21 protein-coding genes and 2 pseudogenes are annotated in these 25005 nt (G+C 54.5%); 14 read left to right on the forward strand and 9 right to left on the reverse strand.

Annotation, left to right across the window (positions count from 1 at the left end):
• The 4 genes from HA45_RS00005 to msrP all read right to left on the reverse strand — a co-directional run.
• On the reverse strand, positions 1 to 232 hold a 232-nt coding region (locus HA45_RS00005; RefSeq protein ID WP_495524936.1), incomplete at its 3' end, for a DUF8684 domain-containing protein.
• Positions 233 to 253: 21 nt separating this feature from the next.
• Positions 254 to 706, reverse strand: a complete 453-nt coding sequence (gene aroQ, locus HA45_RS00010; protein WP_007891972.1) for a type II 3-dehydroquinate dehydratase — start codon at positions 704 to 706, stop codon at positions 254 to 256.
• Between the two features lie 232 nt (positions 707 to 938).
• On the reverse strand, positions 939 to 1541 hold the full coding sequence (msrQ, locus tag HA45_RS00015; protein WP_100703245.1) for a protein-methionine-sulfoxide reductase heme-binding subunit MsrQ: 603 nt from the start codon (positions 1539 to 1541) through the stop codon (positions 939 to 941).
• A complete protein-coding gene (gene msrP / locus HA45_RS00020; RefSeq protein WP_100703246.1) occupies positions 1542 to 2546 on the reverse strand; it encodes a protein-methionine-sulfoxide reductase catalytic subunit MsrP in 1005 nt (334 codons plus the stop codon).
• 325 nt (positions 2547 to 2871) lie between these two features.
• Between msrP and csrD the strand changes: the two are divergent.
• From csrD to tldD, 8 genes and pseudogenes are all read left to right on the forward strand, one after another.
• Positions 2872 to 4817: pseudogene (gene csrD / locus HA45_RS00025) on the forward strand (RNase E specificity factor CsrD).
• Between the two features lie 310 nt (positions 4818 to 5127).
• Complete coding sequence (gene mreB, locus HA45_RS00030) at positions 5128 to 6171, forward strand: rod shape-determining protein MreB (protein WP_007891976.1); 1044 nt, start codon at positions 5128 to 5130, stop codon at positions 6169 to 6171.
• A gap of 145 nt (positions 6172 to 6316) precedes the next feature.
• Positions 6317 to 7342 carry a rod shape-determining protein MreC gene (gene mreC / locus HA45_RS00035; RefSeq protein WP_100703248.1) on the forward strand — a complete coding sequence of 342 codons (1026 nt, stop codon included), beginning with the start codon at positions 6317 to 6319 and terminating at the stop codon, positions 7340 to 7342.
• Positions 7339 to 7827 carry a rod shape-determining protein MreD gene (gene mreD, locus HA45_RS00040; RefSeq protein WP_007891978.1) on the forward strand — a complete coding sequence of 163 codons (489 nt, stop codon included), beginning with the start codon at positions 7339 to 7341 and terminating at the stop codon, positions 7825 to 7827. Before mreC ends, mreD begins: the two co-directional genes overlap by 4 nt.
• 8 nt (positions 7828 to 7835) lie before the next feature.
• A complete protein-coding gene (locus tag HA45_RS00045; protein ID WP_100703249.1) occupies positions 7836 to 8429 on the forward strand; it encodes a Maf family protein in 594 nt (197 codons plus the stop codon).
• Positions 8419 to 9888 (forward strand): ribonuclease G, encoded by a 1470-nt coding sequence (rng, locus tag HA45_RS00050; RefSeq protein WP_100703250.1) that lies wholly within the window; start codon positions 8419 to 8421, stop codon positions 9886 to 9888. The genes HA45_RS00045 and rng overlap by 11 nt, the downstream gene beginning before the upstream one ends.
• Positions 9889 to 9935: 47 nt before the next feature.
• Complete coding sequence (gene yhdP / locus HA45_RS00055) at positions 9936 to 13754, forward strand: AsmA2 domain-containing protein YhdP (RefSeq protein WP_100703251.1); 3819 nt, start codon at positions 9936 to 9938, stop codon at positions 13752 to 13754.
• Between the two features lie 64 nt (positions 13755 to 13818).
• Complete coding sequence (gene tldD / locus HA45_RS00060; protein WP_100703252.1) at positions 13819 to 15264, forward strand: metalloprotease TldD; 1446 nt, start codon at positions 13819 to 13821, stop codon at positions 15262 to 15264.
• Between the two features lie 239 nt (positions 15265 to 15503).
• On the opposite strand, the gene aaeR is transcribed toward tldD, so the two are convergent.
• The gene (gene aaeR / locus HA45_RS00065) at positions 15504 to 16421 is read right to left on the reverse strand and encodes an HTH-type transcriptional activator AaeR (RefSeq protein ID WP_100703253.1); all 918 of its coding nucleotides are present in this window, start codon (positions 16419 to 16421) and stop codon (positions 15504 to 15506) included.
• 258 nt (positions 16422 to 16679) lie between these two features.
• On the opposite strand from aaeR, the gene aaeX reads away from it, so the two are divergent.
• The 5 genes and pseudogenes from aaeX (at position 16680) to HA45_RS00090 (ending at position 21635) form a co-directional block, all read left to right on the forward strand.
• Positions 16680 to 16883, forward strand: coding sequence for a p-hydroxybenzoic acid efflux pump operon protein AaeX (gene aaeX / locus HA45_RS00070; protein WP_021508145.1), 204 nt, complete (start codon positions 16680 to 16682; stop codon positions 16881 to 16883).
• A gap of 9 nt (positions 16884 to 16892) precedes the next feature.
• A complete protein-coding gene (gene aaeA, locus HA45_RS00075; protein ID WP_100703254.1) occupies positions 16893 to 17822 on the forward strand; it encodes a p-hydroxybenzoic acid efflux pump subunit AaeA in 930 nt (309 codons plus the stop codon).
• Positions 17823 to 17833: 11 nt separating this feature from the next.
• Positions 17834 to 19785 (forward strand): annotated as a pseudogene (gene aaeB, locus HA45_RS00080) (p-hydroxybenzoic acid efflux pump subunit AaeB).
• 111 nt (positions 19786 to 19896) lie between these two features.
• Positions 19897 to 21351, forward strand: a complete 1455-nt coding sequence (locus tag HA45_RS00085) for an NAD-dependent succinate-semialdehyde dehydrogenase (protein WP_100703256.1) — start codon at positions 19897 to 19899, stop codon at positions 21349 to 21351.
• Positions 21352 to 21365: 14 nt separating this feature from the next.
• Positions 21366 to 21635: a barstar family protein gene (locus tag HA45_RS00090; RefSeq protein ID WP_100703257.1), complete on the forward strand. Its 270-nt coding sequence runs from the start codon at positions 21366 to 21368 to the stop codon at positions 21633 to 21635.
• Between the two features lie 58 nt (positions 21636 to 21693).
• Here the strand turns inward: HA45_RS00090 and yhcN (HA45_RS00095) are convergent, their stop codons facing one another.
• The 4 genes from yhcN (HA45_RS00095) to argR form a co-directional block, all read right to left on the reverse strand.
• Complete coding sequence (yhcN, locus tag HA45_RS00095; protein WP_100703258.1) at positions 21694 to 21960, reverse strand: peroxide/acid stress response protein YhcN; 267 nt, start codon at positions 21958 to 21960, stop codon at positions 21694 to 21696.
• A gap of 105 nt (positions 21961 to 22065) precedes the next feature.
• Positions 22066 to 22332: a YdgH/BhsA/McbA-like domain containing protein gene (locus tag HA45_RS00100; protein ID WP_100703259.1), complete on the reverse strand. Its 267-nt coding sequence runs from the start codon at positions 22330 to 22332 to the stop codon at positions 22066 to 22068.
• Between the two features lie 90 nt (positions 22333 to 22422).
• The gene (yhcN, locus tag HA45_RS00105; RefSeq protein WP_100703260.1) at positions 22423 to 22686 is read right to left on the reverse strand and encodes a peroxide/acid stress response protein YhcN; all 264 of its coding nucleotides are present in this window, start codon (positions 22684 to 22686) and stop codon (positions 22423 to 22425) included.
• Positions 22687 to 23175: 489 nt separating this feature from the next.
• Positions 23176 to 23646 (reverse strand): transcriptional regulator ArgR, encoded by a 471-nt coding sequence (gene argR / locus HA45_RS00110; RefSeq protein WP_100703261.1) that lies wholly within the window; start codon positions 23644 to 23646, stop codon positions 23176 to 23178.
• A gap of 420 nt (positions 23647 to 24066) precedes the next feature.
• Here argR and mdh point away from each other — a divergent pair, with 420 nt between their 5' ends.
• The gene (mdh, locus tag HA45_RS00115) at positions 24067 to 25002 is read left to right on the forward strand and encodes a malate dehydrogenase (RefSeq protein WP_100703262.1); all 936 of its coding nucleotides are present in this window, start codon (positions 24067 to 24069) and stop codon (positions 25000 to 25002) included.
• The last annotated feature ends 3 nt before the right edge of the window (positions 25003 to 25005 follow it).

Here is a 25005-nt window from a genome sequence, read left to right on the forward strand (position 1 = left end):
CGATTTCCGGCTTGGCCGCTTCAACCGGTGCCGCAGCAACAGGCGCAACCGCCGTCGCCAGGCCAGGCTGCTGCATCATCGGTGCAGCGTAAGCCTGTTGCATCATCGGGTAGCCAACGTTAGTCGGTGAACGGCTGATACGAACGGACTCTTCGCCCTCAGAGATTTCCAGCTCGGAGATGCCAGACTCTTCAACCAGTTCGATCAGTTTCTTAATTTTACGAATATCCATGAGTGTGGTTCCGTACTCTGTTTAATTGGAATGTGACAGGCGTTTTACGGCCGTTTGTAAAGCCCATGAGTATCCATCAGCGCCCAGTCCACAGATGACGCCGGCAGATACATCAGAAAGGTAGGAGTGATGTCGGAACGGTTCGCGTGCATGCACGTTCGAGAGATGCACCTCAATAAATGGGATGCTGACCGCCAACAGGGCATCACGCAATGCAACGCTGGTATGCGTGAAAGCAGCCGGATTGATGATGATGTAATCCACGTTGCCACGGGCCTCGTGAATACGATCGATCAACTGAAACTCCGCGTTCGATTGCAGATGACTTAATTTCACATGATGCTGATCGGCCTGCTGAGTCAGATCGCCGACAATCTGTGCCAACGTGGTATGACCATACTTATCAGGCTCGCGCGTTCCCAACAGATTCAGGTTGGGGCCGTTTAAAAGCAGTATGTGAAATTTGTGCGCCATCTTGCTGCTATCTCCTGCAATCAGTAAGGCATCGCGTAAAATACCGCGACATCTGCCGTTTGTCACTCCTGAGAGTGAAAAAGACGACTTCGCTTGCAATAAAGCCGGGCATTATATCCGTTTCGTCGCAATTCGCAGCAAAATACTGGTCTTATCTGCGAAGTTGATCGGATGCGGCCCGAAGGCCACACCTTTTATCAGATCTCGCAGCAGGAAAACAACCGTGCGGAGGTTATCGATGCAGAAGTTTACGCAACTTATTGTAACGCCAGGCTAACAGCAACACGGCCAGCAGCGCGTAAATCCAGGGCTGAGGGGAGAATACTTTTACTGACCACAGATAGTGGATAGGCGCGAGGATTGCCACCAGATAGATACCGTTATGCAGTGTTTGCCAGCGCCGACCGAGTTTGCGCTGGGCGCGTTGGAATGAGGTGATAGCCAGCGCAAACAGCACCAGCCAACAGATCAACCCCAGCAGCAGATAAGGGCGTGAAATGACTTCACTGCCCAGCAACTGCAGATGGTTGTAACCCAGTTCCAGCAGGTAATAGCTGGTCAAATGCAGACATGCCCAGGCAAAACACCACAGGCCCAGCATACGACGGGTGCGAATCAACAGAGGCTGCTTCAGATAACGGGTGAGCGGACTCACCAGCAACGTAGCCAGAAGCAACTTCAACGCCATTCTGCCGGTAAAATGCTGGATATCTTTCGCCGGATCGGCGCTTAACCAACCCTGGCTGGCCGCCATAAACAGATACACAAACGGCAGGAACGCCGCGAGATGCAGCACCACTTTTAACAGCGTGATCTGGCGTAATGTGAGTCGCACTCAGTAGTTCTCCCGCAAATCGAGCCCGCGATAAAGTGATGCCACTTCTTTAGCGTAGCCGTTAAACAGCAGCGTTGGCTGACGTTCCACATTGAGAATACCGCCGGAACCAATGAAACGTTCGGTGGCCTGCGACCAGCGTGGATGATTAACGTGCGGATTCACATTGGCGTAGAAACCGTATTCGTTGGTGGCGATTTGATTCCAGGTGGTGGGGGGCTGATCGCGCGTCAGCGTAATCTTGACGATGGACTTGATCCCTTTAAAACCGTATTTCCACGGCACCGTCAAACGGATCGGCGCGCCATTTTGCGGTGGCAGCGCTTTGCCGTATACACCGGTGCTCAGCAGCGTGAGAGGATGCATCGCTTCATCCAGACGCAATCCTTCAACGTACGGATAATCCAGCCCACCGCCGATAAAGCGATCTTTTTGCCCAGGCATTTGGTCAGGAGCATATAACGTCTGGAAGGCGACAAAGCGGGCATTGCTGGTGGGTTCCGCCAGTTTAAGCAGTTTATTCAACTCGAAGCCCACCCACGGGATCACCATCGACCACGCCTCGACGCAGCGCATGCGATAAATACGTTGTTCCATGGTAAAACGTTTGAAGATGTCATCCATATCCAGCGTGATCGGTTTTGCCACTTCACCTTCAATACGTAGCTGCCAGGGATCGGTTTTCAGTGTGCCGGCATTGGCGGCAGGATCGGCTTTATCCAGCCCAAACTCGTAAAAGTTGTTGTAGCCAGCAACCTTATCAAACGGGGTCATGGGCAGATCGGCTTGCCATTGCGCGGGTTTGGTAAATTGCAGATCGCGGCCTGCGGGGGCTGGCGGTCTATCGTTGCCTTTAAACCAGCTCAGGACATCAGCCTGTGCTGTGCCGGGCAAACTGGCTGCCGCAGCACCTAACCCAAGCGCTTTTAACACCTGGCGTCGGCGCATGTTAAAGATGCTTTCTGGCGTCACGTCGGATTCGGTGAGGTATTGCTTCAGCTTCATAACATTCTCCGGCGAATAAATAGTCTGCATTCAGCATGATCAAATAGCGCTCGATGCGCCACTTTGCCCGGAAAAATATGAAATTTCCTGGCGAGATCGCTCTGTTGAGAATAGGACGAAAAAGTCCGCGCGAAACGCAGGCCATCACACTTTACGGCTATACTCGCGCCGCAGGGCAAATTAGCATGGCGCACCGCGACATTTGATGCGCGTCTGGCGCTGATTCAGGCGATGATTTGTGATATTTTGCTCAGGTTTGCGCCAGTGAGCAGGTTGGCGCCGTCGGATGGCGACCGTTCATAACCGCAGTGATACAGGCACAGGGATGCGATTAACAACTAAGTTTTCTGCGTTTATTACATTATTAAGCTTACTGGCAATGTTACTGATGCTGGTCGGCTGCGCTTTTAGTTTTATCTGGCTATCGCAACAGCGCGTGGAAACGCGGGTCAATACGCTGGCGACCGAAGTCGATAAAGCGCTGGCAACGCAATCGCCACAAGATTTGACGCAGTGGTTGACGCGGATCATGCCAGTGATCAACGCCGAGCAAATTGAGATGCACAACGGCAACACCGTGGTTTTCCAGCTTGCCCGCCATGAAAATCCGATGCTGGAAGATGAGCCGAATCGCTTTATTCAGTTCGATCTGCCGCTGGTGCATTCTCCCGGCCTTGAGCTGCGCGTAGTGGTGCTCGATCCCGCGAAAACCTGGTTCCGCTCTTTTACCGGCGCCTACACGCTGATTGTGCTGCTTAGCGTGGTGGCGATTATGTCTGCGTTGCTGGTGATGACGCATCGCTGGATTAATCGCCGCTGGCAGCACATGGAACGATTAGAAGCACGTTCCGAGCGCATTCTGGCCGGTGAGCGTGTGCCGTACGTTGGGCACTACGCCGAATGGCCGCCAAAAGCCAGCCGTGCCATTGATACCTTGCTTAACGATTTGCAAGAAGCGGGCGAACAGCGATTACGTATTGATACGCTGATTCGAACCTTCGCCGCCCAGGATTCGCGTACCGGCCTGAACAACCGCCTGTTCTTCGATAATCAACTGGCGACATTGTTAGAAGATCAAGAAGATGTGGGCACGCACGGCGTGGTGATGATGGTGCGTCTGCCCGATCTCGACACGTTACATGAAACCTTGGGTCAAACGCTGGTGGATGAATACCTGTTTGATCTGATCAACATGCTTTCGACCTTTGTTTTACGCTATCCGGGCGCATTGCTGGCGCGTTACTTCCGCAGTGATTTTGCCGTGTTATTACCGCACCGCACGCTGAAAGAGGCCAACAGTATCGCCGATCAGCTGATCAACGCGGTCGATTCATTACCGCCGATGCGTATGGTTGATCGCGACGATTTAATCCACATTGGCATCAGTGCGTGGCGCAGCGGAGAAAGCGTGCCGCAGGTGATGGAAAATGTGGAGATGGCAACGCGTCGTGCGGCATTGCAGGGTGGTAACAGCTGGTCAGTGGGTGAAGGAAATACCTTAGAAATGGGGCGCGGTAGTGTGCGCTGGCGAACGCTGCTGGAAAACACCCTCAACCGTGGTGGCCCACGCCTTTACCAGAAACCGGCCGTGTTGCTGGATGGCAAAGTACACCACCGTGAAATGCTGGCGCGTGTATTTGATGGCGATAAAGAAGTGGTATCGGCCGAGTTTATGCCGCTGGTGCTGCAGCTGGGGTTGACCGACAGCTGGGATCGTCAACTGGTGACGCGCATCGCGGCCCTTTCCGAAGTGTGGCCCGATGAAACGCTGGCGCTGCCCGTCAATATCGACACCTTGTTACAGCGCCCCTTTCAGCGCTGGCTGCAGAAACTGCTCTTGCAGTGCACGAAATCGCAAAGAAAGCGTTTTTTATTTGAACTTGCTGAGGCGGATGTTTGTCAACACATCAATCGTTTAGTGCCGGTTTTCCAAATGCTGGCCGCCTTTGGCTGCCGTGTGGCAGTAGATCAGGCGGGATTGACGGTGGTGAGCAGTGCTTATATCAAGCAATTCCCGATCGAAGTGATCAAGCTTGATCCAGGCTGGTGCGCAATATCGAACGGCGCACCGAGAACCAGCTGTTTGTGCAAAGTTTGCTGGAAGTCTGCAAATCTACCTCGACGCAAGTTTTCGCTGCTGGCGTGCGCACGCTCGCGGAGTGGCAAACGCTGGCGAGCCTGGGGGTTTCAGGCGGGCAGGGTGATTTTTTTGCCCCTTCATTGCCGGTGAACAGTAACGTGAAAAAACATTCACAACGTTACCGAATTTAGGTCTTCAGCCTGTAAAGTGGCGCCGATGGCTTTTTTTCTTGCCTTTGGCTTACAGCATTCGCGCTTATGATGGCTGGAAATGTTAGATTTTATGTCGAAAATCACCCGTGAGTTGAGGGTGAATTTACGTTTAATAGGGCGGGTTAGCGCTATTTTACGGTGGCCAGGGATAAGCGAATCGGCCCAAAAAATTATTCAGCGTATTTTTTCACCGAAGCAGAACGTTTTTGCGCCTTGTAGCGGCTTCGCGTGGTTGGTAAAGTAGGCGGATTTTATTTTCCGCCCCCAGCTTGCAGGATTATCCCTTAGTATGTTTAAAAAATTTCGTGGCATGTTTTCCAATGACTTGTCCATTGACCTGGGTACTGCGAATACCCTGATTTACGTAAAAGGACAAGGCATCGTGCTGAACGAGCCTTCCGTGGTTGCCATTCGTCAAGATCGTGCCGGCTCGCCTAAGAGTGTTGCTGCGGTGGGCCATGACGCTAAGCAGATGCTGGGTCGTACCCCTGGCAACATCGCGGCAATCCGTCCTATGAAAGATGGCGTTATCGCCGATTTCTTCGTGACTGAAAAAATGCTCCAGCACTTCATCAAACAAGTGCACAGCAACAGCTTTATGCGCCCAAGCCCACGTGTGCTGGTCTGCGTACCGGTTGGCGCGACTCAGGTTGAGCGTCGTGCCATCCGTGAATCCGCTCAGGGCGCTGGCGCGCGCGAAGTGTTTCTGATTGAAGAACCGATGGCTGCCGCAATTGGTGCTGGCCTGCCGGTTTCAGAAGCAACCGGTTCGATGGTCGTCGATATCGGTGGTGGTACCACTGAAGTCGCCGTGATCTCGCTGAACGGCGTGGTCTACTCTTCTTCTGTACGTATCGGTGGTGACCGCTTCGATGAAGCTATCATTAATTATGTGCGCCGCAACTACGGTTCACTGATCGGTGAAGCCACTGCGGAACGTATCAAACACGGAATTGGTTCTGCCTATCCGGGTGATGAAGTCCATGAAATTGAAGTGCGTGGTCGTAACCTGGCAGAAGGTGTACCGCGTGGCTTTACCCTGAACTCCAATGAGATCCTCGAAGCGCTGCAAGAGCCGTTGACCGGTATCGTGAGCGCGGTGATGGTTGCCCTGGAACAGTGTCCGCCAGAGCTGGCCTCTGACATCTCCGAGCGCGGCATGGTGCTGACCGGTGGTGGTGCGCTGTTGCGCAACCTGGATCGCCTGCTGATGGAAGAAACCGGTATTCCGGTTGTCGTCGCAGAAGATCCGCTGACCTGCGTCGCGCGCGGCGGGGGTAAAGCGTTGGAAATGATCGACATGCATGGCGGCGATTTGTTCAGCGAGGAGTAAATCCTCATCGGCTGAGACCGTGGTCAAATTGCGCAGGGAGTCGCGCCTATCGACGCTGCGCACGACGGCGAGATGCGTCCAGCCCTGGAGGCGTTAGTCACGAGACTAGCGCTTCTTCCCTGATGTCGAGGAACACGCAGAATTTATGAAGCCGATTTTTAGCAGGGGGCCTTCCCTGCAGTTGCGCCTCTTTCTGGCAGTCATTGTGGCTATCGCGATCATTATCGCTGACAGTCGCGTGAGCTCCTTCTCCCAGATCCGCAACTACCTGGACACGTCGGTAAGTCCATTTTACTTTCTGGCCAACGGGCCACGACAGCTTCTTGACGGCGTCTCAGAGACACTGGCTTCACGCCAGCAGCTCGAGCTGGAAAACAAAGCGCTGCGCCGTGAGCTCTTCCTGAAAAACAGTGACCTGCTGATGCTGGGGCAATACAAGCAGGAAAACGCACGTCTGCGTGAGCTGCTCGGCTCGCCGCTGCGTCAGGATGAGCACAAGATGGTGACCCAGGTGATCTCCACTGGCACCGATCCTTACACCGATCAGGTGGTTATCGACAAAGGCAGCGTAAACGGTGTTTACGAAGGCCAGCCGGTGATCAGCGATAAAGGTGTGGTCGGTCAGGTGGTGGCGGTGGGTCAGGTGACCAGCCGCGTGCTGCTGATTTGTGATGCCTCGCACGCGTTGCCGATTCAGGTGTTACGTAACGATATCCGCGTCATTGCGGCGGGTAATGGCTGCAGCGAAGACTTGCAGCTGGAACATCTGCCGGGCAACACCGACATTCGCGTCGGCGATGTGCTGGTGACGTCTGGCCTCGGTGGACGCTTCCCGGAAGGGTATCCGGTGGGTGTGGTCTCTTCTGTGAAAGTCGACACCCAGCGTGCTTACACTGTGATTCAGGCACATCCGACTGCGGGACTGCAGCGTCTGCGTTATCTGCTGCTGTTATGGGGCTCGGATAAAAATGGCGACATGCCGATGGCACCGGATGAAGTTCACCGCGTAGCCAATGAGCGCCTGATGCAGATGATGCCGCAAGTCTTGCCGCCAGCGGGCGAAATGGGCCCACCGGCACCGGATGTAGCACCGCAAATGGGGCCACCGGCACCCGCTAACAGCAGTCGTTCGCAAGGGATTCCTGCGAACACACGCGGAGGCCAGCCTTGAGTCGATATCGCAGCCAGGGCCGATGGGTTATCTGGCTGTCCTTCCTGATTGCCCTCATTCTGCAAATCATGCCCTGGCCGGAACAAATCTTTATGTTCCGGCCTTCATGGCTTTTGTTGATCCTGATTTACTGGGTACTGGCGTTGCCGCACCGCGTCAATGTAGGAACCGGCTTCTTTTTAGGTGCCATTATGGATCTGGTGGCCGGTTCGACGCTGGGTGTACGCGCACTGGCGTTCAGCATCATCGCGTATCTGGTGGCCTTCAAATTTCAGCTATTCCGAAATCTGGCGTTGTGGCAGCAGGCATTAATGGTTATGGTGCTGTCGCTTGCCGTGGATGTGATTGTTTTCTGGGCTGAATTTTTGGTGATCAACGTCTCATTCCGTCCGGAAATCTTCTGGAGCAGCGTGGTCGACGGCATTCTATGGCCTTGGCTATTCTTATTAATGAGAAAGATTCGCCGTCAGTTCGCTGTTCAGTAAGGAAGACTATGATAACCCTGTATCTCGCCTCCGGTTCACCGCGTCGCCGTGAACTGCTTACGCAGCTTGGCCTGCAGTTTGAGCGTCTGGTCACCGACGTCGAAGAGCAGCGTCAAGCGGATGAAGCGGCGGAAGCTTATGTTCGCCGTCTGGCTTTAGATAAAGCGCGTGCAGGCGTGGCCGTAGCGCCGCAGGATTTGCCGGTGCTGGGTGCGGATACCATCGTGGTGCTCAACAATGAAGTGCTGGAAAAGCCGCGCGATGCGGAACACGCTGCGCAGATGCTGAGTCAGCTTTCCGGGCATACACATCAGGTGATGACGGCCGTGGCGTTGGCGGATACCCAGTGCGAGCTGGATTGTCTGGTCACCACTGACGTGACATTCCGCAATATCACCGCTGAGGAAATCTCGCACTATATTGCCAGCGGCGAGCCGATGGACAAAGCCGGCGCGTACGGAATACAGGGTCTGGGCGGCAATTTTGTCCGCAGGATTAATGGAAGCTATCACGCCGTAGTGGGATTACCGCTGGTTGAGACCAATGAGTTGCTGAGCCACTTTCAGTCACTGCGTGCGTTAAGGGGACAAGATGACGGCTGAACTGCTGGTAAATGTGACACCTTCTGAAACCCGTGTTGCCTATATTGATGGCGGCATTCTGCAGGAAATCCACATTGAGCGCGAAGCACGGCGCGGCATTGTAGGTAACATCTATAAAGGACGCATCAGCCGCGTTTTGCCTGGCATGCAGGCGGCCTTTGTCGATATCGGCATGGATAAAGCCGCCTTCCTGCACGCCTCTGACATCATGCCGCACACTGAATGCGTGGCGGGTGATGAGAAGAAAAATTTTGTGGTGCGCGACATTAGCGAGCTGGTGCGTCCCGGCCAGGATTTGGTGGTTCAGGTGGTGAAAGATCCGCTCGGCACCAAAGGTGCGCGCCTCACCACCGATATCACGCTGCCTTCACGTTACCTGGTGTTTATGCCCGGCGCGTCGCACGTTGGCGTTTCACAGCGTATTGAAAGCGAAGCCGAGCGTGACCGCCTGAAAGCGGTGGTGGCGGCTTACTGTGACGACCTCGGTGGCTTTATTATTCGTACTGCCGCAGAAGGCATCCGTGAGGAAGATTTGGCGCAGGACGCCGCCTTCCTCAAGCGTCTGTGGACCAAAGTCAGCGAACGCAAAAAGCGCAATCAAACGCGCTGCCTGCTGTACGGCGAGTTAGCGCTGGCACAGCGTGTGCTGCGCGATTTCGCCGGCGCGGCGCTGGATCGCATTCGCGTGGACTCGCGTCTGACCTGCGATCTGCTGGTGGAATTCACCGGTGAATATATCCCGGAAATGGCCAGCAAGCTGGAGCTGTATAGCGGCAAACAACCGATCTTCGATCTGTTTGATGTCGAGAACGAAATTCAGCGTTCACTGGAGCGCAAGGTCGAACTGAAGTCGGGCGGCTACCTGATCATCGATCAAACCGAAGCCATGACCACGGTGGATATCAATACCGGCGCGTTTGTCGGCCATCGTAATCTCGACGAAACCATTTTCAACACCAATATTGAAGCCACGCAGTCAATCGCGCGCCAGCTGCGGCTGCGCAACCTCGGCGGCATTATCATTATCGATTTCATCGACATGAGTAATGACGATCACCGCCGTCGCGTACTGCATTCGCTGGAAAGTGCGCTGAGCAAAGATCGGGTGAAGACCGGTATCAACGGTTTCTCGGCGCTCGGCCTGGTGGAAATGACGCGCAAGCGCACGCGTGAAAGTATTGAACATGTGCTGTGTGCCGATTGCCCGGTGTGCAAAGGGCGCGGTACGCTTAAAACGGTGGAAACCGTCTGTTATGAGATCATGCGTGAAATCGTGCGCGTGCATCACGCTTACGATTCCGACCGCTTCCTGGTGTACGTTTCCCCGGCAGTGGGCGAAGCGCTGAAGAGCGAAGAGTCACATGCGCTGGCTGAAGTGGAAATCTTTGTCGGTAAGCAGGTTAAAGTCCATGTTGAGCCGCTCTATACCCAAGAGCAGTTTGACGTCGTCATGATGTAAGTCGTGAGGTTGAACGCCGTACCCCAACGGCATGCAAGGAGAGGTGCGTGAGGCGGTTGCCGAGGATTTTGTTACTGCTGCTCGCCGCAATCATCGTTATTGTGGCGCTGCTGGTCAGCGGGTTGCGCCTCGTGATGCCGCATCTCAACAGCTATCGCAGCGATATACTGCAGACGATTTCACGCGTCAGCGGTGTGACGGTGGACGCCAGCGAACTGCAGGGTAAGTGGGAAAACTTTGGCCCAACCTTGCAGATACGCCATCTCAATGTGTCGATGCCGGACGATGGCAAGTTGACCATCGATCGGGTCAATCTGGCGCTTAACGTCTGGCAATCACTGCTGCACTGGCGCTGGCAGTTCCGCGATCTCACCTTCTGGCAGCTGCGTCTCGAAACCAATCATCCGCTGTTTACCAGCGATCAGCAGAAAAACAGTTTCAAACCGGGGCAAATCAACGATCTGTTTTTGCGCCAGTTTGACCACTTCGATCTACGCGACAGTAGCATCCGTTTTCTCACGCCGTCAGGACAACATGCCGAACTGGGCATCCCACGGTTGACCTGGTTGAATGAAAGTACGCGTCACCGCGCGGAAGGCGAGGTCAATCTCTCCAGCTTTACCGGCCAGCACGGCGTGGTGCAGGTACGTCTCGATCTCAACGATACCAACGGACTGCTCAATGATGGCCGCCTTTGGCTGCAAGCGGATGACGTGGATGTGCGTCCGTGGATTGGCCCGTGGCTGCGTGATAACACCAGCCTTGAGAGTGCACGTTTCAGCCTTGCAGCGTGGGTTAATCTGCGTGATGGCGATCTGTACGCCGGTGACCTGTTGCTCAGTAAAGGCGGCGCACGCTGGCGCGGCGAGCAGGGCGATCACCAGCTGCAGGTGGATGGCTTAACCGCGCATCTGGCCCGTTACCAAAATGGCTGGAGTCTGTCAGTGCCGCAAACCCGTCTCAGCACCGATGGCGTGGCCTGGTCGCCGGGGCACTTCTCTCTGCTGTGGAAGCCGGAAGACCCGCAGATGCTGGGTGCCAACAGTGGTGCAGAAGTTCGTGTACGCGCCACGCAGTTAGACCTGGATCGTCTGGCGCCGTTAGTGCCACTGTTTAAGCCTTTATCGCCGGCCTTGCTGGATAACTGGCGTGCATTGCAGCCACGCGGCAACATCGATGCGCTGGCGCTGGATATTCCGCTCAATCAGCCTGAGCAAACCCGCTTGCAAGCCAAGTGGCGCAATCTGGCCTGGCAACATTGGGAACTGCTGCCAGGCATCATTAATTTGAACGGCACCGCCAGCGGCAGCGTGAGTGATGGTCGGCTGGATGTGGCGATGGGGCAAGCGGAAGTACCGTATGGCGACATGTTCCAGGCGCCGCTACAAATCAAACAGATAACCGGCCAGCTTAACTGGCAGCACGATGCCAGTGGCCTGACGCTGGACGGGCAAAACCTTGACGTCCAGGCGCGTTCGCTGTGGGCGCGCGGTGACTTCCGCTATCAGCAAAATCTCGGTAAAGCACCACAGCTGGATATTCTGGCCGGTATTCGCGTCACCGATGCCGGTGATGCCTGGCGCTATTTCCCGGAACCGCTGATGGGGCACGATCTGACCCATTACCTCAGCGAGGCGATCAAAGGCGGGAAAGTGGACAATGCCACGCTGCTGTTTGCCGGTAACCCCAGCCTGTTCCCGTTTAAGCACAACGACGGCATGTTTGAAGTGTGGGTGCCGCTGCGTCAATCCACGTTCCAGTTCCAGCCCGGTTGGCCAGCGTTAGAAAACCTCGATATCGATCTCGACTTTGCTAACAATGGTTTGTGGATGAAGGCGGACAAAACCAAGCTGGGCGAGGTGGATGCGCGCAACGTCAGCGCGGTGATCCCTGACTATCTCAAAGAAAAGCTGATTATTGATGGCGATCTCAGCGGGCAGGGCCAGCAAATCGCGGATTACTTCGAACAAACGCCTTTGAAATCAACGCTGGGTGCGGCACTGCAACAGTTGCAAATTGGCGGCAACGTGCGCGGTTCACTTAATCTCGATATTCCGCTGGACGGTAAATTGGTACATGCCAGCGGCAATGTGGCATTGAACAACAACAGTCTGCATATCAAGCCGTTAAACACCACCCTGAACAACCTTACCGGGCGTTTCCGCTATAACAACGGCAATCTCGAAAGTGAAGAGATGCAGGCTAACTGGTTCGGTCAGCCTACCGGCGTCAGTTTCACCACCACTGAAAACCCAGATGACTTCGGCGTTAACGTCAAGCTTAAGGGGGATTGGCAACCTGCGAAACTGAAGGCGTTGCCTGCCAGCGTGAGCAGCCAACTGAGCGGCAGTTTGCCGTGGCAGGGCAATGTCGATATCACGCTGCCTCACAAGGGTGGCGCAACTTATAAAGTGGATTTGCAGGGTGAAGCAAAAACAGTAAGCAGTCACTTACCTGCGCCATTAGATAAACAGTCAGGTGAAGCGATGCCGATCGCGATTAACGCCACGGGTGACCTGAAAGGATTCACGTTGAGCGGCAGCGTGCGTGAGCACAACCGCTTCAACAGCCGCTGGATCCTTGAGCCGCAGCTACGCGTTGATCGCGGCATCTGGCTTAACGATGCGAAAAGCACGCCGAAGCTACCAGAAAAGCGCGGTATGGAGCTAAATCTACCGCCGCTTGATGGTGAAGCCTGGATGGGGCTGCTGGCAGGAGGCGGTGGTTCGCGCAATGCACAGGGCGAAACGGAAGTGGGCGGTGCGCTGCTGCCGGGCGATGTGATTCTGCGTACTCCCGCGCTGACGCTGGGCGGCCAACAGTGGCATGACGTCAATGCCACCGTCACTCAGGGGACGGCCGGCAATACGCAGCTCCAGCTGGAAAGTCGTGAGGCGCGTGGCAGTCTGAAAACCGCACAGAGTGCGCCCTGGCAGATTGACCTCAGCTATCTTTACTACAATCCAGAATGGGCGAACAGCAGCGATAGCAGCGCCTCGCCGTTTGGAGGAAACAGCAGCACGGTGGACTTCAGCAATTGGCCCGCGCTGCAGCTTAACTGTGATGAGTGCTGGCTGCGCGGCCAGAAGTTTGGCCACATGCAGGCCAGATTGCAGCCGCAGGGAGATACGTTAGCACTTACTAACGGTAGCGTGGATTCCGGCAGCGCTAAGCTCAGCATCAACGGTGAGTGGGTGAATAAACCGGGCAACCAGCGTACCTCTCTGAAGGGCAGCCTGAGCGGCAATAACATCAATGACGCCGTCAACTGGTTTGGCGTCAACACGCCGCTGCGTGATGCACCCTTTAAAGTGGATTATGACCTGCACTGGCGTTCCGCTCCGTGGCAGCCCTCAGCAGAAACGCTAAGCGGCACGCTGAAAACCCACTTTGGTAAAGGGCAGATTGCGGATGTAAACACCGGACGCGCAGGCCAGTTGCTGCGCCTGATGAGCTTTGATGCCCTGCTACGCAAGCTGCGATTCGACTTCAGTGACACCTTCAGCGAAGGTTTCTATTTCGATTCGATTAACGGTACGGCGTGGATTGAGAACGGCGTAATGCGCACCGATAACCTGCTGGTGGACGGTCTGGAAGCGGATATCGCCATGCAGGGCAAGATTGATTTGGCCAAACGGCAGATTGATATGGAAGCAGTGGTCGCACCGGAAATCTCTGCTTCGGTGGGCGTCGCAACCGCATTCGTCGTCAATCCGGTGATTGGTGCCGCGGTATTTGCCGCCAGTAAAGTATTGGGGCCGTTGTGGAATAAGATTTCGCTGCTGCGATATCACATCAGCGGACCGTTGGATAAGCCGGAAATCAATGAAGTGCTGCGCAAACCGCGCGAAGACGACAAGAAGTGAATTTGACGCCGTCGGGGAATTGCCGCAGGCTATGACTATCCGAGCACATAATGAGTGAGAAACGATGACTCTGAATCTGGTAAGTGAGCAGTTACTAGCTGCGAACAGCATTAATCAGCAGGACCTATTTTCCCTGTTAGGGCAGCTTTCAGAACGTCGTCTGGATTATGCCGACCTCTATTTCCAGTCCAGCTTCCATGAATCCTGGGTGCTGGAAGACAAAATCATTAAAGATGGCTCCTATCATATCGATCAGGGTGTTGGCGTGCGTGCGGTCAGCGGTGAGAAAACCGGTTTCGCCTACGCAGACCAGATTACCCTGAACGCGCTGCGTCAGTCATCAGAAGCGGCGCGCAGCATCGTACGTGAACAGGGCAACGGCAAAGCGCACACGCTTTCTGCCGTGATCAACCGTTCGCTGTATGCGCCGATCAATCCGCTGGACAGCCTGACGCGTGAAGACAAAATCGCACTGCTGCATCGTGTTGATACCGTGGCACGTGCGGCCGATCCGCGCGTGCAGGAAGTGAATGCCAGCCTGACCGGTGTTTACGAGCAGGTGCTGGTGGCGGCGACCGATGGCACGCTGGCAGCGGATATCCGCCCGCTGGTGCGTCTGTCGATCAGCGTGCAGGTGGAAGATCAGGGCAAACGTGAACGTGGCTCCAGCGGCGGCGGCGCACGTACCGGCTATGAGTTCTTCTATGCCGATGAAGACGGTGATGTCCGTGCCGATGCCTGGGCGCGTGAAGCGGTGCGTCTGGCGCTGGTGAACCTCTCTGCTGTGGCCGCGCCTGCGGGCACATTGCCGGTGGTGCTCGGTGCTGGCTGGCCGGGTGTGCTGCTGCATGAAGCGGTGGGCCACGGTCTGGAAGGCGATTTCAACCGTCGTGAAACCTCGGTCTTCAGTGGCAAGATGGGGCAGCTGGTGGCCTCTGAACTCTGCACCGTGGTAGACGATGGCACCATCCAGGGCCTGCGCGGCTCACTGGCCGTGGATGATGAAGGTGTGCCAGGCCAGTACAACGTGCTGATCGAAAATGGCGTGCTGAAAGGTTATATGCAGGACAAGCTGAATGCGCGTCTGATGGGCGTGCCGCCAACCGGTAACGGTCGTCGTGAATCTTACGCCCATCTGCCGATGCCGCGTATGACCAACACCTACATGCTGGCGGGCAAATCATCGCCGCAGGATATTATTTCCAGCGTTGAGTACGGTATTTATGCGCCGAACTTTGGTGGCGGTCAGGTGGATATCACCTCCGGCAAGTTTGTGTTCTCAACCTCAGAAGCCTATCTGATAGAAAACGGCAAAGTTACCACGCCGGTGAAAGGCGCCACGCTGATTGGTTCCGGTATTGAAGCGATGCAGCAGATTTCCATGGTCGGTAACGATCTGGCGCTGGATAAAGGCGTTGGCGTGTGCGGTAAAGAGGGGCAGAGCGTGCCGGTCGGTGTTGGCCAGCCAACCTTGAAACTGGATAAAATCACCGTCGGCGGTACCGCGTAATCATTCCTGGTGCGCTTAAATGCGCACCCTACAAATTACCGTAGAAGCTGCTTTCCATAGTGCACCCTACAAATTATCGTAGAAGCTGATTTCCCATGGTGCACTCTGCTAATCACCGTACAGTCTGAATTTCCCATGGTGTACTCTACAAATTACCGTAGAACCTGCGTTCCCCATGGCGTACTTCATAAAAGGCGGCACCGACTTAAGTAGGTGCGCCATTTATGGCGCCCACGCCGTCAGCCTTTGCGATGCTGCTGATACTGCTGCGCCACCTGCTTAAAGTACTCGGTCAGATAATCAATACACACCTGCACCTTTAGCGGCATCTTATCTTTCTCGGTATACAGCGCATACACTGGACGCGGTTCCGAGTGATACTGCGGGAACAAAATGTCGATCTCTCCAGCGTTAATCTCATCAATCACCCACATCAAGGGCACATAGGCGATCCCGCAACCGGCTTTCAGCCAGCGTATCAGCGTCTGCGAATCGTTGGTCACGAAGCGCCCCTGCGGCGTGAGCCGCGTCACCAATCCTTCCGGCGCCACCAGTTCAAAGGTGTTATCTGGCCGCACGCTGTACTCCAGCCATGAAAAATTATCGATCTCGCCCGGCTTTTCTGGCGTGCCGTGCTGCGCCTGATAGCTTTTCGCGGCGCACACCACCATCGGCATGGCGCCCAGGCGGCGGGAAAACAGATTGGAATCCTGTAAGGCACCCACACGCACCACCAGATCTAATCCGTTGGCAATCAAATCCGGTGCCGGGATGCCGGTCATGAGATTGACGCTCAGGCCCGGATATTCGTGTAGCATGTCGCGAGTCATTGCTGACAGGACGTTCTGCGCCATGGTAGAAGAACAACCGATGCGCAGAATTCCGATCGGTGTGTTATTAAAGGCATACAGTTGTTCATGCACCTGAGAGGCTTCAGCCAGCATGCGGCGGCAGCCCTGGTAATAGATTTTACCGGCTTCGGTCAGGCCGATGCTGCGGGTGCTGCGATTGAGCAATTTGACCTGTAATTCATCTTCCAGTTTGGCGACGATCTGGCTGATTGACGAAACGCTAAGATGGAGTTGGCGTGCCGCGGCGGTAAATGAACCTAATTCAACCACTTTGGCGAAAATGGACATGCCTTTAAGTCGTTCCATTGTTTACTCTGGCTAAAAAGTGATTTAGCTCACAATATGTAGAAAACGTATAGTCAAGCGCGTTACTATACGCACGCTGGGTCTGTTCACCGCACCTTAACACGGCTGTGTTTACTCGATGATACGCTATCATTAGCTCAACGCGGCCTGAATGTTGCCATCAGTCTCTCAATCTTCCCCTGATTCTCAACCCAACGTGCCACGCGGCATGAGGGCAGGTATCGGTGAAATCCGGCATGGTCGAACTAAGGAACCGAAATGAGTGTGCTTCCGGTATTTGTCGTATTCGGGCTGAGCTTTCCGCCCATCTTCATTGAACTACTGGTTTCGCTGGCGCTGTTCTGGCTGGTGAAACGCGTGCTGACGCCCAGCGGAATTTACGATCTGGTGTGGCATCCGGCACTTTTTAACACAGCGTTGTATTGCTGCGTGTTTTACCTTGTATCCCGTCTATTCGTCTGAGGTTTTTAAGTGAAAGCGCTAATAAGAAAAATCGCGCGTTACGCGATTACGCTCCTGCTGGTTATCATCGCAATCGTGATCGTATTCCGCGCCTGGGTGTTTTACACCGAGTCACCCTGGACGCGTGACGCCAAATTCTCCGCTGATGTGGTGGCGATCTCGCCTGATGTCACAGGCCTCATCACTGAGGTGCCGGTGCACGACAACCAGTTGGTGAAACAAGGTGACACGCTGTTTGTGGTCGATCGTCCGCGCTACCAAAAAGCGTTGGATGAAGCTCAGGCTGATGTCGAATATTACCAGGCGCTGGTGAGCGAAAAACGTCGTGAAGCCGCGCGCCGTAACCAACTCGGCACCAGTGCGATGTCGCGCGAAGCGATCGAGCAGTCCAACAACGATTTGCAAACCAGTGAACATCAGCTGGCGAAATCGGTGGCGACGCGCGATCTGGCGGTCATCGATCTGGATCGCACCACCATCAAAGCGCCATCCGATGGCTGGGTCACTAACCTCAACGTCTATCAGGGCGAGTTCATCACCCGCGGCTCAGTGGCCGTGGCGCTGGTGCAGCAACACTCGTTCTACGTCCTGGCGTATATGGAAGAAACCAAGCTGGATGGCGTACGTCCAGGCTTCCGTGCTGAAATCACTCCGCTGGGCAGCAATGCCGTATTGCGTGGAACGGTGGATAGCATCGCCGCTGGTGTGACCAACAGCAGCAGCAGCGTTGACAGCAAAGGCATGGCGACCATCGATTCCAACCTCGAATGGGTGCGACTGGCGCAGCGCGTTCCGGTGCGTATTCACCTCGACGATCAGCCTGGTAACCGTTTCCCGGCGGGCACCACAGCCACAGTGGTGATCACCGGTGATAAAGATCGTCAGACCAAAGTCTCGCCGTTGACGCAGTTCTTTAACCGCCTGCGCGAGTTTGGTTAAGCGAGGCCGTTATGATTGAGTTTTTGCGTTTCCCGGTGAAGCTCGCATTTGCGCTGATTGCCGCGCTGATGATTGGCTTCCACTTTAATCTGGAAACGCCGCGTTGGGCGGTAATGACCGCCGGCATTGTCGCCGGTGGTACCGCCTTTGCCGCAGGGGGCGACCCCTATTCTGGCGCACTGCGCTATCGCGGCATTCTGCGCATCATCGGTACCTTTATTGGCTGTATCGCTGCATTGACCATCATGATTGCCACGGTGCGCGCGCCGGTGGTGATGCTGCTGCTGTGCTGCTTGTGGGCGGGCATGTGCGTCTGGCTCTCTTCGCTGATAAAGGTCGAGAACTCTTACGCGCTGGGTTTGGCGGGATACACCGCGCTGATCATTGTGGTCACTGCCGATGCCAGCGGGGGCTTAACCCTGGCACCGCAGTACGCAGTCGAGCGCTGCAGTGAAATCGTGATTGGTATTCTGTGTGCCATTCTGGCGGATATGCTGTTTTCGCCGCGTTCAATCAAAAAAGTGATTGATGCCGAAGTCGATGCGCTGCTGGTGGCGCACTACAAGCTGCTGCAAATGTGCGTGGCACATGCGGATAAAGACGAGGTTGATCGTACCTGGAGCGCGCTGGTGCGCCGCACTACGGCACTCAACGGGATGCGCAGCCAACTGCTGATGGAATCTTCACGCTGGAAGAACACCAGCCGCCGCCTGCAGATGTTGAATACGCTGTCGCTGACATTGATTACGCAAGCGGCTGAAACCTTCCTGATTCAGAACGCCCGTCCAGACTATATTCCGACGCAATACCGTCTGCTGATCGAGAAAGACGTTCATAACGTTGATGACGTGCACAAGCGTATGAAGGTGATGCGCCGTCTGATCAGCGTCAGCAATAAAACCGTGCCGATGACGGTCGCCAGTTGGGTCGGTGCTGCCACTGAATATCTGCTGCTGATCAACGGGGTGCGCAGTAATAGCCGCATTACCACGCTGGAAGAGAGCATCCTGCAGCGCGAGGTAGTGATTCAGGCGCGCTCAGCGGAAACGCATCACGCGATGATCAATGGCGTGCGTACTTTTGTGGCGACGGCGCTAGGTTCACTGTTTTGGCTCTATACCGGCTGGACATCCGGCAGCGGCTGTATGGTGATGCTGGCGGTAATCACCGCGCTGGCGATGCGTATGCCGAATCCATTGATGATGGCGAAAGACTTCTTCTACGGTATGGCTTTCGCGGTACCGCTCGGCATGCTCTATTTCGTCTATATTCTGCCGTCGACGCAGCAAAGCGCGTTGCTGCTGTGTATCGCAATTGGTGCATTAGGTTTTATCGGCGGTATCTTCGTGCAGCGGCGTCAGATTGGTACGCTGGGGGCGTTGATTGGCACCATCAACGTGCTGGTGCTGGATAATCCAATGAAGTTTGAGTTCAACGTGTTCCTCGATAATGCGCTGGGCCAGTGGATCGGCAGCTTCCTGGCGATGATGGTGATTCTGCTGATTCGCGACAAATCCAAAGCCCGCACCGGTCGTAAACTGCTGAACCGCTTTATGTATGCCGCCGTGGCCGCCTTGACCACCAATCAAGCGCGACGTCGCGAAAACCATCTGCCTGCGCTGTATCAGCAACTGTTCCTGCTGCTCAATCTGTTCCCCGGCGATATCGATAAATACCGCATCGCGTTGACCTTGATCATCGGTCATCAGCGCCTGCGTAATGCCGAGGTGCCGGTTAACGCGGAGCTATCGGCTTATCATCGCCAGCTGCGTTACACCGCCGATCGCATTATCTCGGCCAGCAGCGATGACAAACGTCGCTACTACTTTGAGCGGCTGCTGAAAGAGCTGGATGTCTATCAGGAAAACTCCACCACTATTCGGCACCAGAAAGCGTGACTGAGCCGGTGAAGCGACTCTCGCTGATGCTGGATAAGTACCAGAATACGCTCATCCAAATCTGAAAAAGGCCGCTGCACCGTGCAGCGGCCTTTTCGATCCCACGCTGACACAAAACCCGGCGTAATTGGCAACTATACTTTTCTGACAGGATGCAAACTGACAGGAGAATAATGATGTCCACCTCTCTGCAACAACACCCGCTGTTTAAGACCGGCTATTTCACTGCAGGCCAATGGCACAACGCCAGTTCCACCTTTGATGTCACCAACCCTGCCACGGGCGAGGTGCTGGCGAAAGTCGCTAAGGCTGGCAAAGCGGAAACCGAACAGGCGATTGCCGCCGCCGAACAGGCTTTCCCGGCGTGGCGTGATAAAACGGCCAAACAGCGCGCCGAGATCCTCAATCGCTGGTACCAACTGATCATTGAGAACAAGCGCTGGCTGGGCCAGTTGATGACTGCCGAACAGGGCAAACCCCTTAAAGAAGCGGAAGGTGAAGTCGAGTACGCCGCCAGCTTCATTCAATGGTTCGCTGAGCAGGCCAAGCGTACCAACGGCGAAATCATTCCACCGGCGAAACCGGGCTCGCGCATTCTGGCCACGCGTGAACCGATTGGGGTGGTAGCCGCGATTACGCCGTGGAATTTCCCGATGGCGATGCTGACACGCAAGCTGGGCCCGGCGCTGGCAGCAGGCTGTACCGGCATCATCAAACCGGCCAACAACACCCCGCTGTGCGCATTTGCGCTGCTGGCTCTGGCGCAAGAAGCCGGCTTACCTGATGGGGTACTCAATGCGGTGGCAGGCGATACCCATGCCATCAGCGACGCCATTATGGCCAGTCAGGCGGTGCGGAAAATTTCGTTTACCGGCTCAACTGCCGTGGGTAAAACCTTGATGCGTAACGCCGCAGACACCATGAAAAAAGTCTCGATGGAGTTGGGCGGCAATGCACCTTACATCGTGTTTGAGGATGCGGATGTTGATGCTGCGGTACAAGGCGCGATTGCCAACAAATTCCGTAACGCCGGTCAGGTGTGCGTCAGCGTGAATCGCTTCTATATACACAATGCGGTCTACGATCGTTTCGTCACTCAATTAGCGGAAGCGGTGGGCAAGCTGAAAGTGGGGAATGGCGTCGAGGAAGGGGTGATTGTCGGCCCGCTGATTGAACGCTCGGCCTTGGAAAAAGTGGAAGAGCACGTCAAAGATGCGCTAAGCAAAGGCGGCAAATTGCTGGTGGGAGGCGAACGCCATCCGCTGGGCGGCAACTTCTGGCAGCCGACGGTGATTACCGAGGCACATGAAGAGATGAAACTGGCCCAGGAAGAGACTTTTGGCCCGGTAGCGGCCTGTTTCCGTTTTGACGATGAAGCCGATGTGATCCAGCGTGCCAACCATACCGAATATGGTTTAGCTGCCTATTTCTATACGCAAAATTTGCAGCGAGTGTTCCGCGTCTCGGCAGCGCTGGAAGCCGGGATGATAGGCATTAACGAATGCGCAGTCTCCACCGAACTGGCACCGTTTGGCGGTGTGAAGGAATCCGGACTTGGCCGAGAAGGATCGGTGTTGGGGATGGAAGAGTATCTGGAAGTAAAAGCACTGCATATTGGCGGGCTTGGCTAGCAGAGGATATCACCATGAGAACCGAGCGTTTCGACTTCGACGAAATTGTCGATCAAGCCCATTTCTATCGCCAGTTCAGCGATCGTTTTGCGCTGGCGGATCTTGCCATCAACGATCTTGACGATCTTTGGGATGTGATGGTGGGTGAGCAGTTGCCGCTGCCGCTGGAAATTGAGTTTGTGAATCTGGGTAAAGGACAGAAACGCCGGTATGGCGCATTGATCCTGCTGTTTGATGAAGCAGAAGAGGAGCTGGAAGGCCAGCTCCGCTTTAATGTGAAGTGATCGACGAAAAAGGGCCCCGGCGAGCGGGGCCAAAGGGTTCGTCAGAATTGACGAGGAATTATTTGTACAGCTCGGCAGTCACGTGATAGCTGTCGCCGGTTTTCGCTTCAATCACTTTATAAGCGCTGGCACCTTGCTCATCCGCTTTCTGAGAAAGCTCAGAACGGTAATCCATTGGCGAGCCGCCGGTACCGCTGATGGTGATAGTGCTGCCGGTAGGTTGCAGATTTTGCGCCTGCTCATTGGTCACCAGTTGGGCTGCTGAAGCGCCAAAGGCAAACAGAGATAAGAAGCTGGCGGCTGCGATGGTTGTTTTGATTTTCATAATTTTTCTCCTCGTAGTAATCAACAACCTGCGGCAAAAAGTGGGTGTGGCGGGTCGTCGATCAATTGCCTGGCGCCCTCAGGGCGCCAAACGTTCGATTAATACTTATTTGTACAGTTCAGCCGTCACGTGGAAGGTATCGCCACGGTTGCTCTCAATAATGCGGTAATGGCTGGCACCTTGAGCATCGGCTTTCTGTGACAGTTCCTGACGGACGTTAGTCTGATCACCGTCAACACCGCTTACGCTGATGGTTTGGTTCAGCGGCTGCAGTTGTGCGGCTTGTTCGTTAGAAACCAGACTGGCGGCACTGGCACCAAATGACAGCACGGAAGCCAGACCTACGATCGCGATAGCTAATTTAGTTTTCATGATTCACTCTCCTGAATTGGGGTCAGTAACCTGAGAGGCAAAAGCGTCTCAAACGGGTTACCGTTCACACTGCGTCTTGATTCAGCAAACTTATTTATAAAGCTCAGCGGTGGCGTGGTAGCTGTCGCCGGTATTCGCTTCGATCACACGGTAGGCTTTAGCGCCTTCCTGATCGGCTTTGGCATTCAGCTGCTCATGGATATCCATCGGAGAACCGCCTACGCCGCTGACGCTGATGGTGCCGGCTGATTGCAGATTCGCTGCCTGTTGGGCATTGATAGAATCTGCTGCGAAAGCACCAAATGACAGGGCAGATAGAACACTCAGGGTTGCAATAGTAGTTTTAACGTTCATGGTATTTTTCCTCGTCTTATGTTTTTATCTTTTTCTTTCGTGTGATTTGCATCACGAAACAAGTATAGATCTAATCACCCATGAAATTAATATCTGGCTAATAATGTTTGGTTGTTATTCTTTATCCTTATGACACTTTTTTAGAACTGAAAGTTATTAAAACCGCCTGGATCTTAACCACAGTCTGTTATTTATTCGCAAAAACAATGATCTGCATCAAATTATCTTTTCGTGCGAAAGATCATGGTTGATCCCGCTGGCTGATACGCAATAGGAAGCCATAACGGCTGAGCACAATATGTAAAGCAGTGTAAAATAGCGCATAAGGTTAAAAAGGGGAAAAGGTCGTACCAATGTTACGAAGGATGCAGAACAGGCTGTTATATAGATAACCTATTATTAACAAAGGATTTTGTGATAAGCGCGGCGGGAAAAAGGCAAATCAGGAGAAGGTTACCGGCAGGTGAACTGCCGGTGAACAGCAGGGTTTTATAGTTCTTGCTCGAATAAAACCAGCACGGCGTCGTGCAGCTGTTTGACGGAGAAGTTGCGCGCTGGCGTAATAAAGATGGTGTCATCACCGGCGATGGTGCCGAGAATACCTTCCGCTTTGCCGAGTGAATCCAGCAGGCGTGCAATCAGCTGCGCCGCGCCGGGGCTGGTGTGAATCACCACCAGGGCATCATTGTAATCGATATCTAACACCAAATTTTTCAGTGGGCTGGTGGTCGTGGGCACGCCAAGTTCTGCTGGCAGGCAATACACCATTTCCATTTTGGCATTGCGGGTGCGCACTGCGCCAAACTTGGTCAGCATACGAGAAACTTTTGACTGATTGATGTTCTCGAAGCCATCTTCCTGCAGCGCCTGAACGATCTCGCCTTGAGAGCTGAATTTTTCTTCTTTTAATAACGCTTTGAACGCTTTGATCAAGTCGTCTTGTTTTGATGGGTTTCGCATAAGCTACCAATAAAAGAGGGGTGCAGCAGGCAACAGGCCAGCAGCAGATAAATTATTATGCATTTAGATGAATTTTTATGCAATAAGCGTCGTGAGAGAATCGCGGTAATCAACTGCGGACCGGCATCATAGCAGAGTTTTGTGTTGCGCCAAAATCGCGGGGTGGAGCGCAAAGCGAAGGTTGCAATGTTGTTATAGTATTGAAGTGGTAACAACTATATCGATGATCATTGCCGTCCATTGTCTTCTGGCTGCGATTGTGTCATTCAGGCGACTTCTGAAGTGGAGATGTCTCGGGAGCCGATTGCGGCGTCATGTTATTGCGCGACAGGTTTGTCGCTATCGCCTGAGAAGTTGATTAAACTCGTAACCTGATGGATTTTCGGCATATCTCTGCCCCACCTTTATAAGGAGTTCAGGATGAAAGTTGCCGTTCTCGGTGCAGCTGGTGGTATTGGCCAGGCGCTTGCACTGCTGCTCAAGACTCAATTACCCGCAGGTTCCTCTCTCTCACTTTATGACATCGCTCCAGTCACGCCAGGCGTAGCCGTTGATCTCAGCCATATTCCTACCGCAGTGAAAGTGGAAGGCTTCAGTGGCGAAGATGCGACTCCCGCATTGCACGGTGCCGATGTGGTGCTGATCTCTGCTGGCGTGGCACGGAAACCCGGCATGGATCGCGCCGATCTGTTTAACGTCAATGCAGGGATTGTGCGTAACCTGATTGAACAGGTGGCCAGCACCGCGCCGAAAGCGCTGATTGGCGTCATTACCAATCCGGTTAACACCACGGTGGCGATTGCGGCTGAAGTGCTGAAAAAAGCCGGTGTGTACGATAAGAACCGCCTGTTTGGTGTATCCACGCTCGACATTATTCGCGCCAATACCTTTGTTGCAGCGCTGAAAGGAAAGCAGCCAACCGAGATCGAGGTCCCGGTGGTGGGTGGCCATTCCGGCGTGACGATTCTGCCGCTGCTGTCGCAGGTGAAAGGCCTCAGCTTCAGCGAGCAGGAAGTGGCTGACCTCACCAAACGCATCCAGAACGCGGGCACCGAAGTGGTGGAAGCCAAAGCCGGTGGCGGATCGGCGACGTTATCGATGGGGCAGGCTGCGGCGCGCTTTGGACTCTCACTGGTGCGGGCGCTGCAGGGCGAAGCCAACGTGGTCGAATGTGCTTATGTTGAAGGAGATGGCGAGTATGCGCGCTTCTTCTCACAGCCGCTGCTGATCGGCAAGAACGGCATTGCTGAGCGTCATCCATTGGGTCCATTGAGCGCGTTTGAACAGCAGGCGCTTAACGGCATGCTGGAGACGTTGAAGAAAGATATCGCGCAGGGCGAAGAGTTTGTGAAGTAACGC

The organism is Pantoea rodasii (assembly GCF_002095465.1).
GTDB lineage: Bacteria > Pseudomonadota > Gammaproteobacteria > Enterobacterales > Enterobacteriaceae > Pantoea > Pantoea rodasii.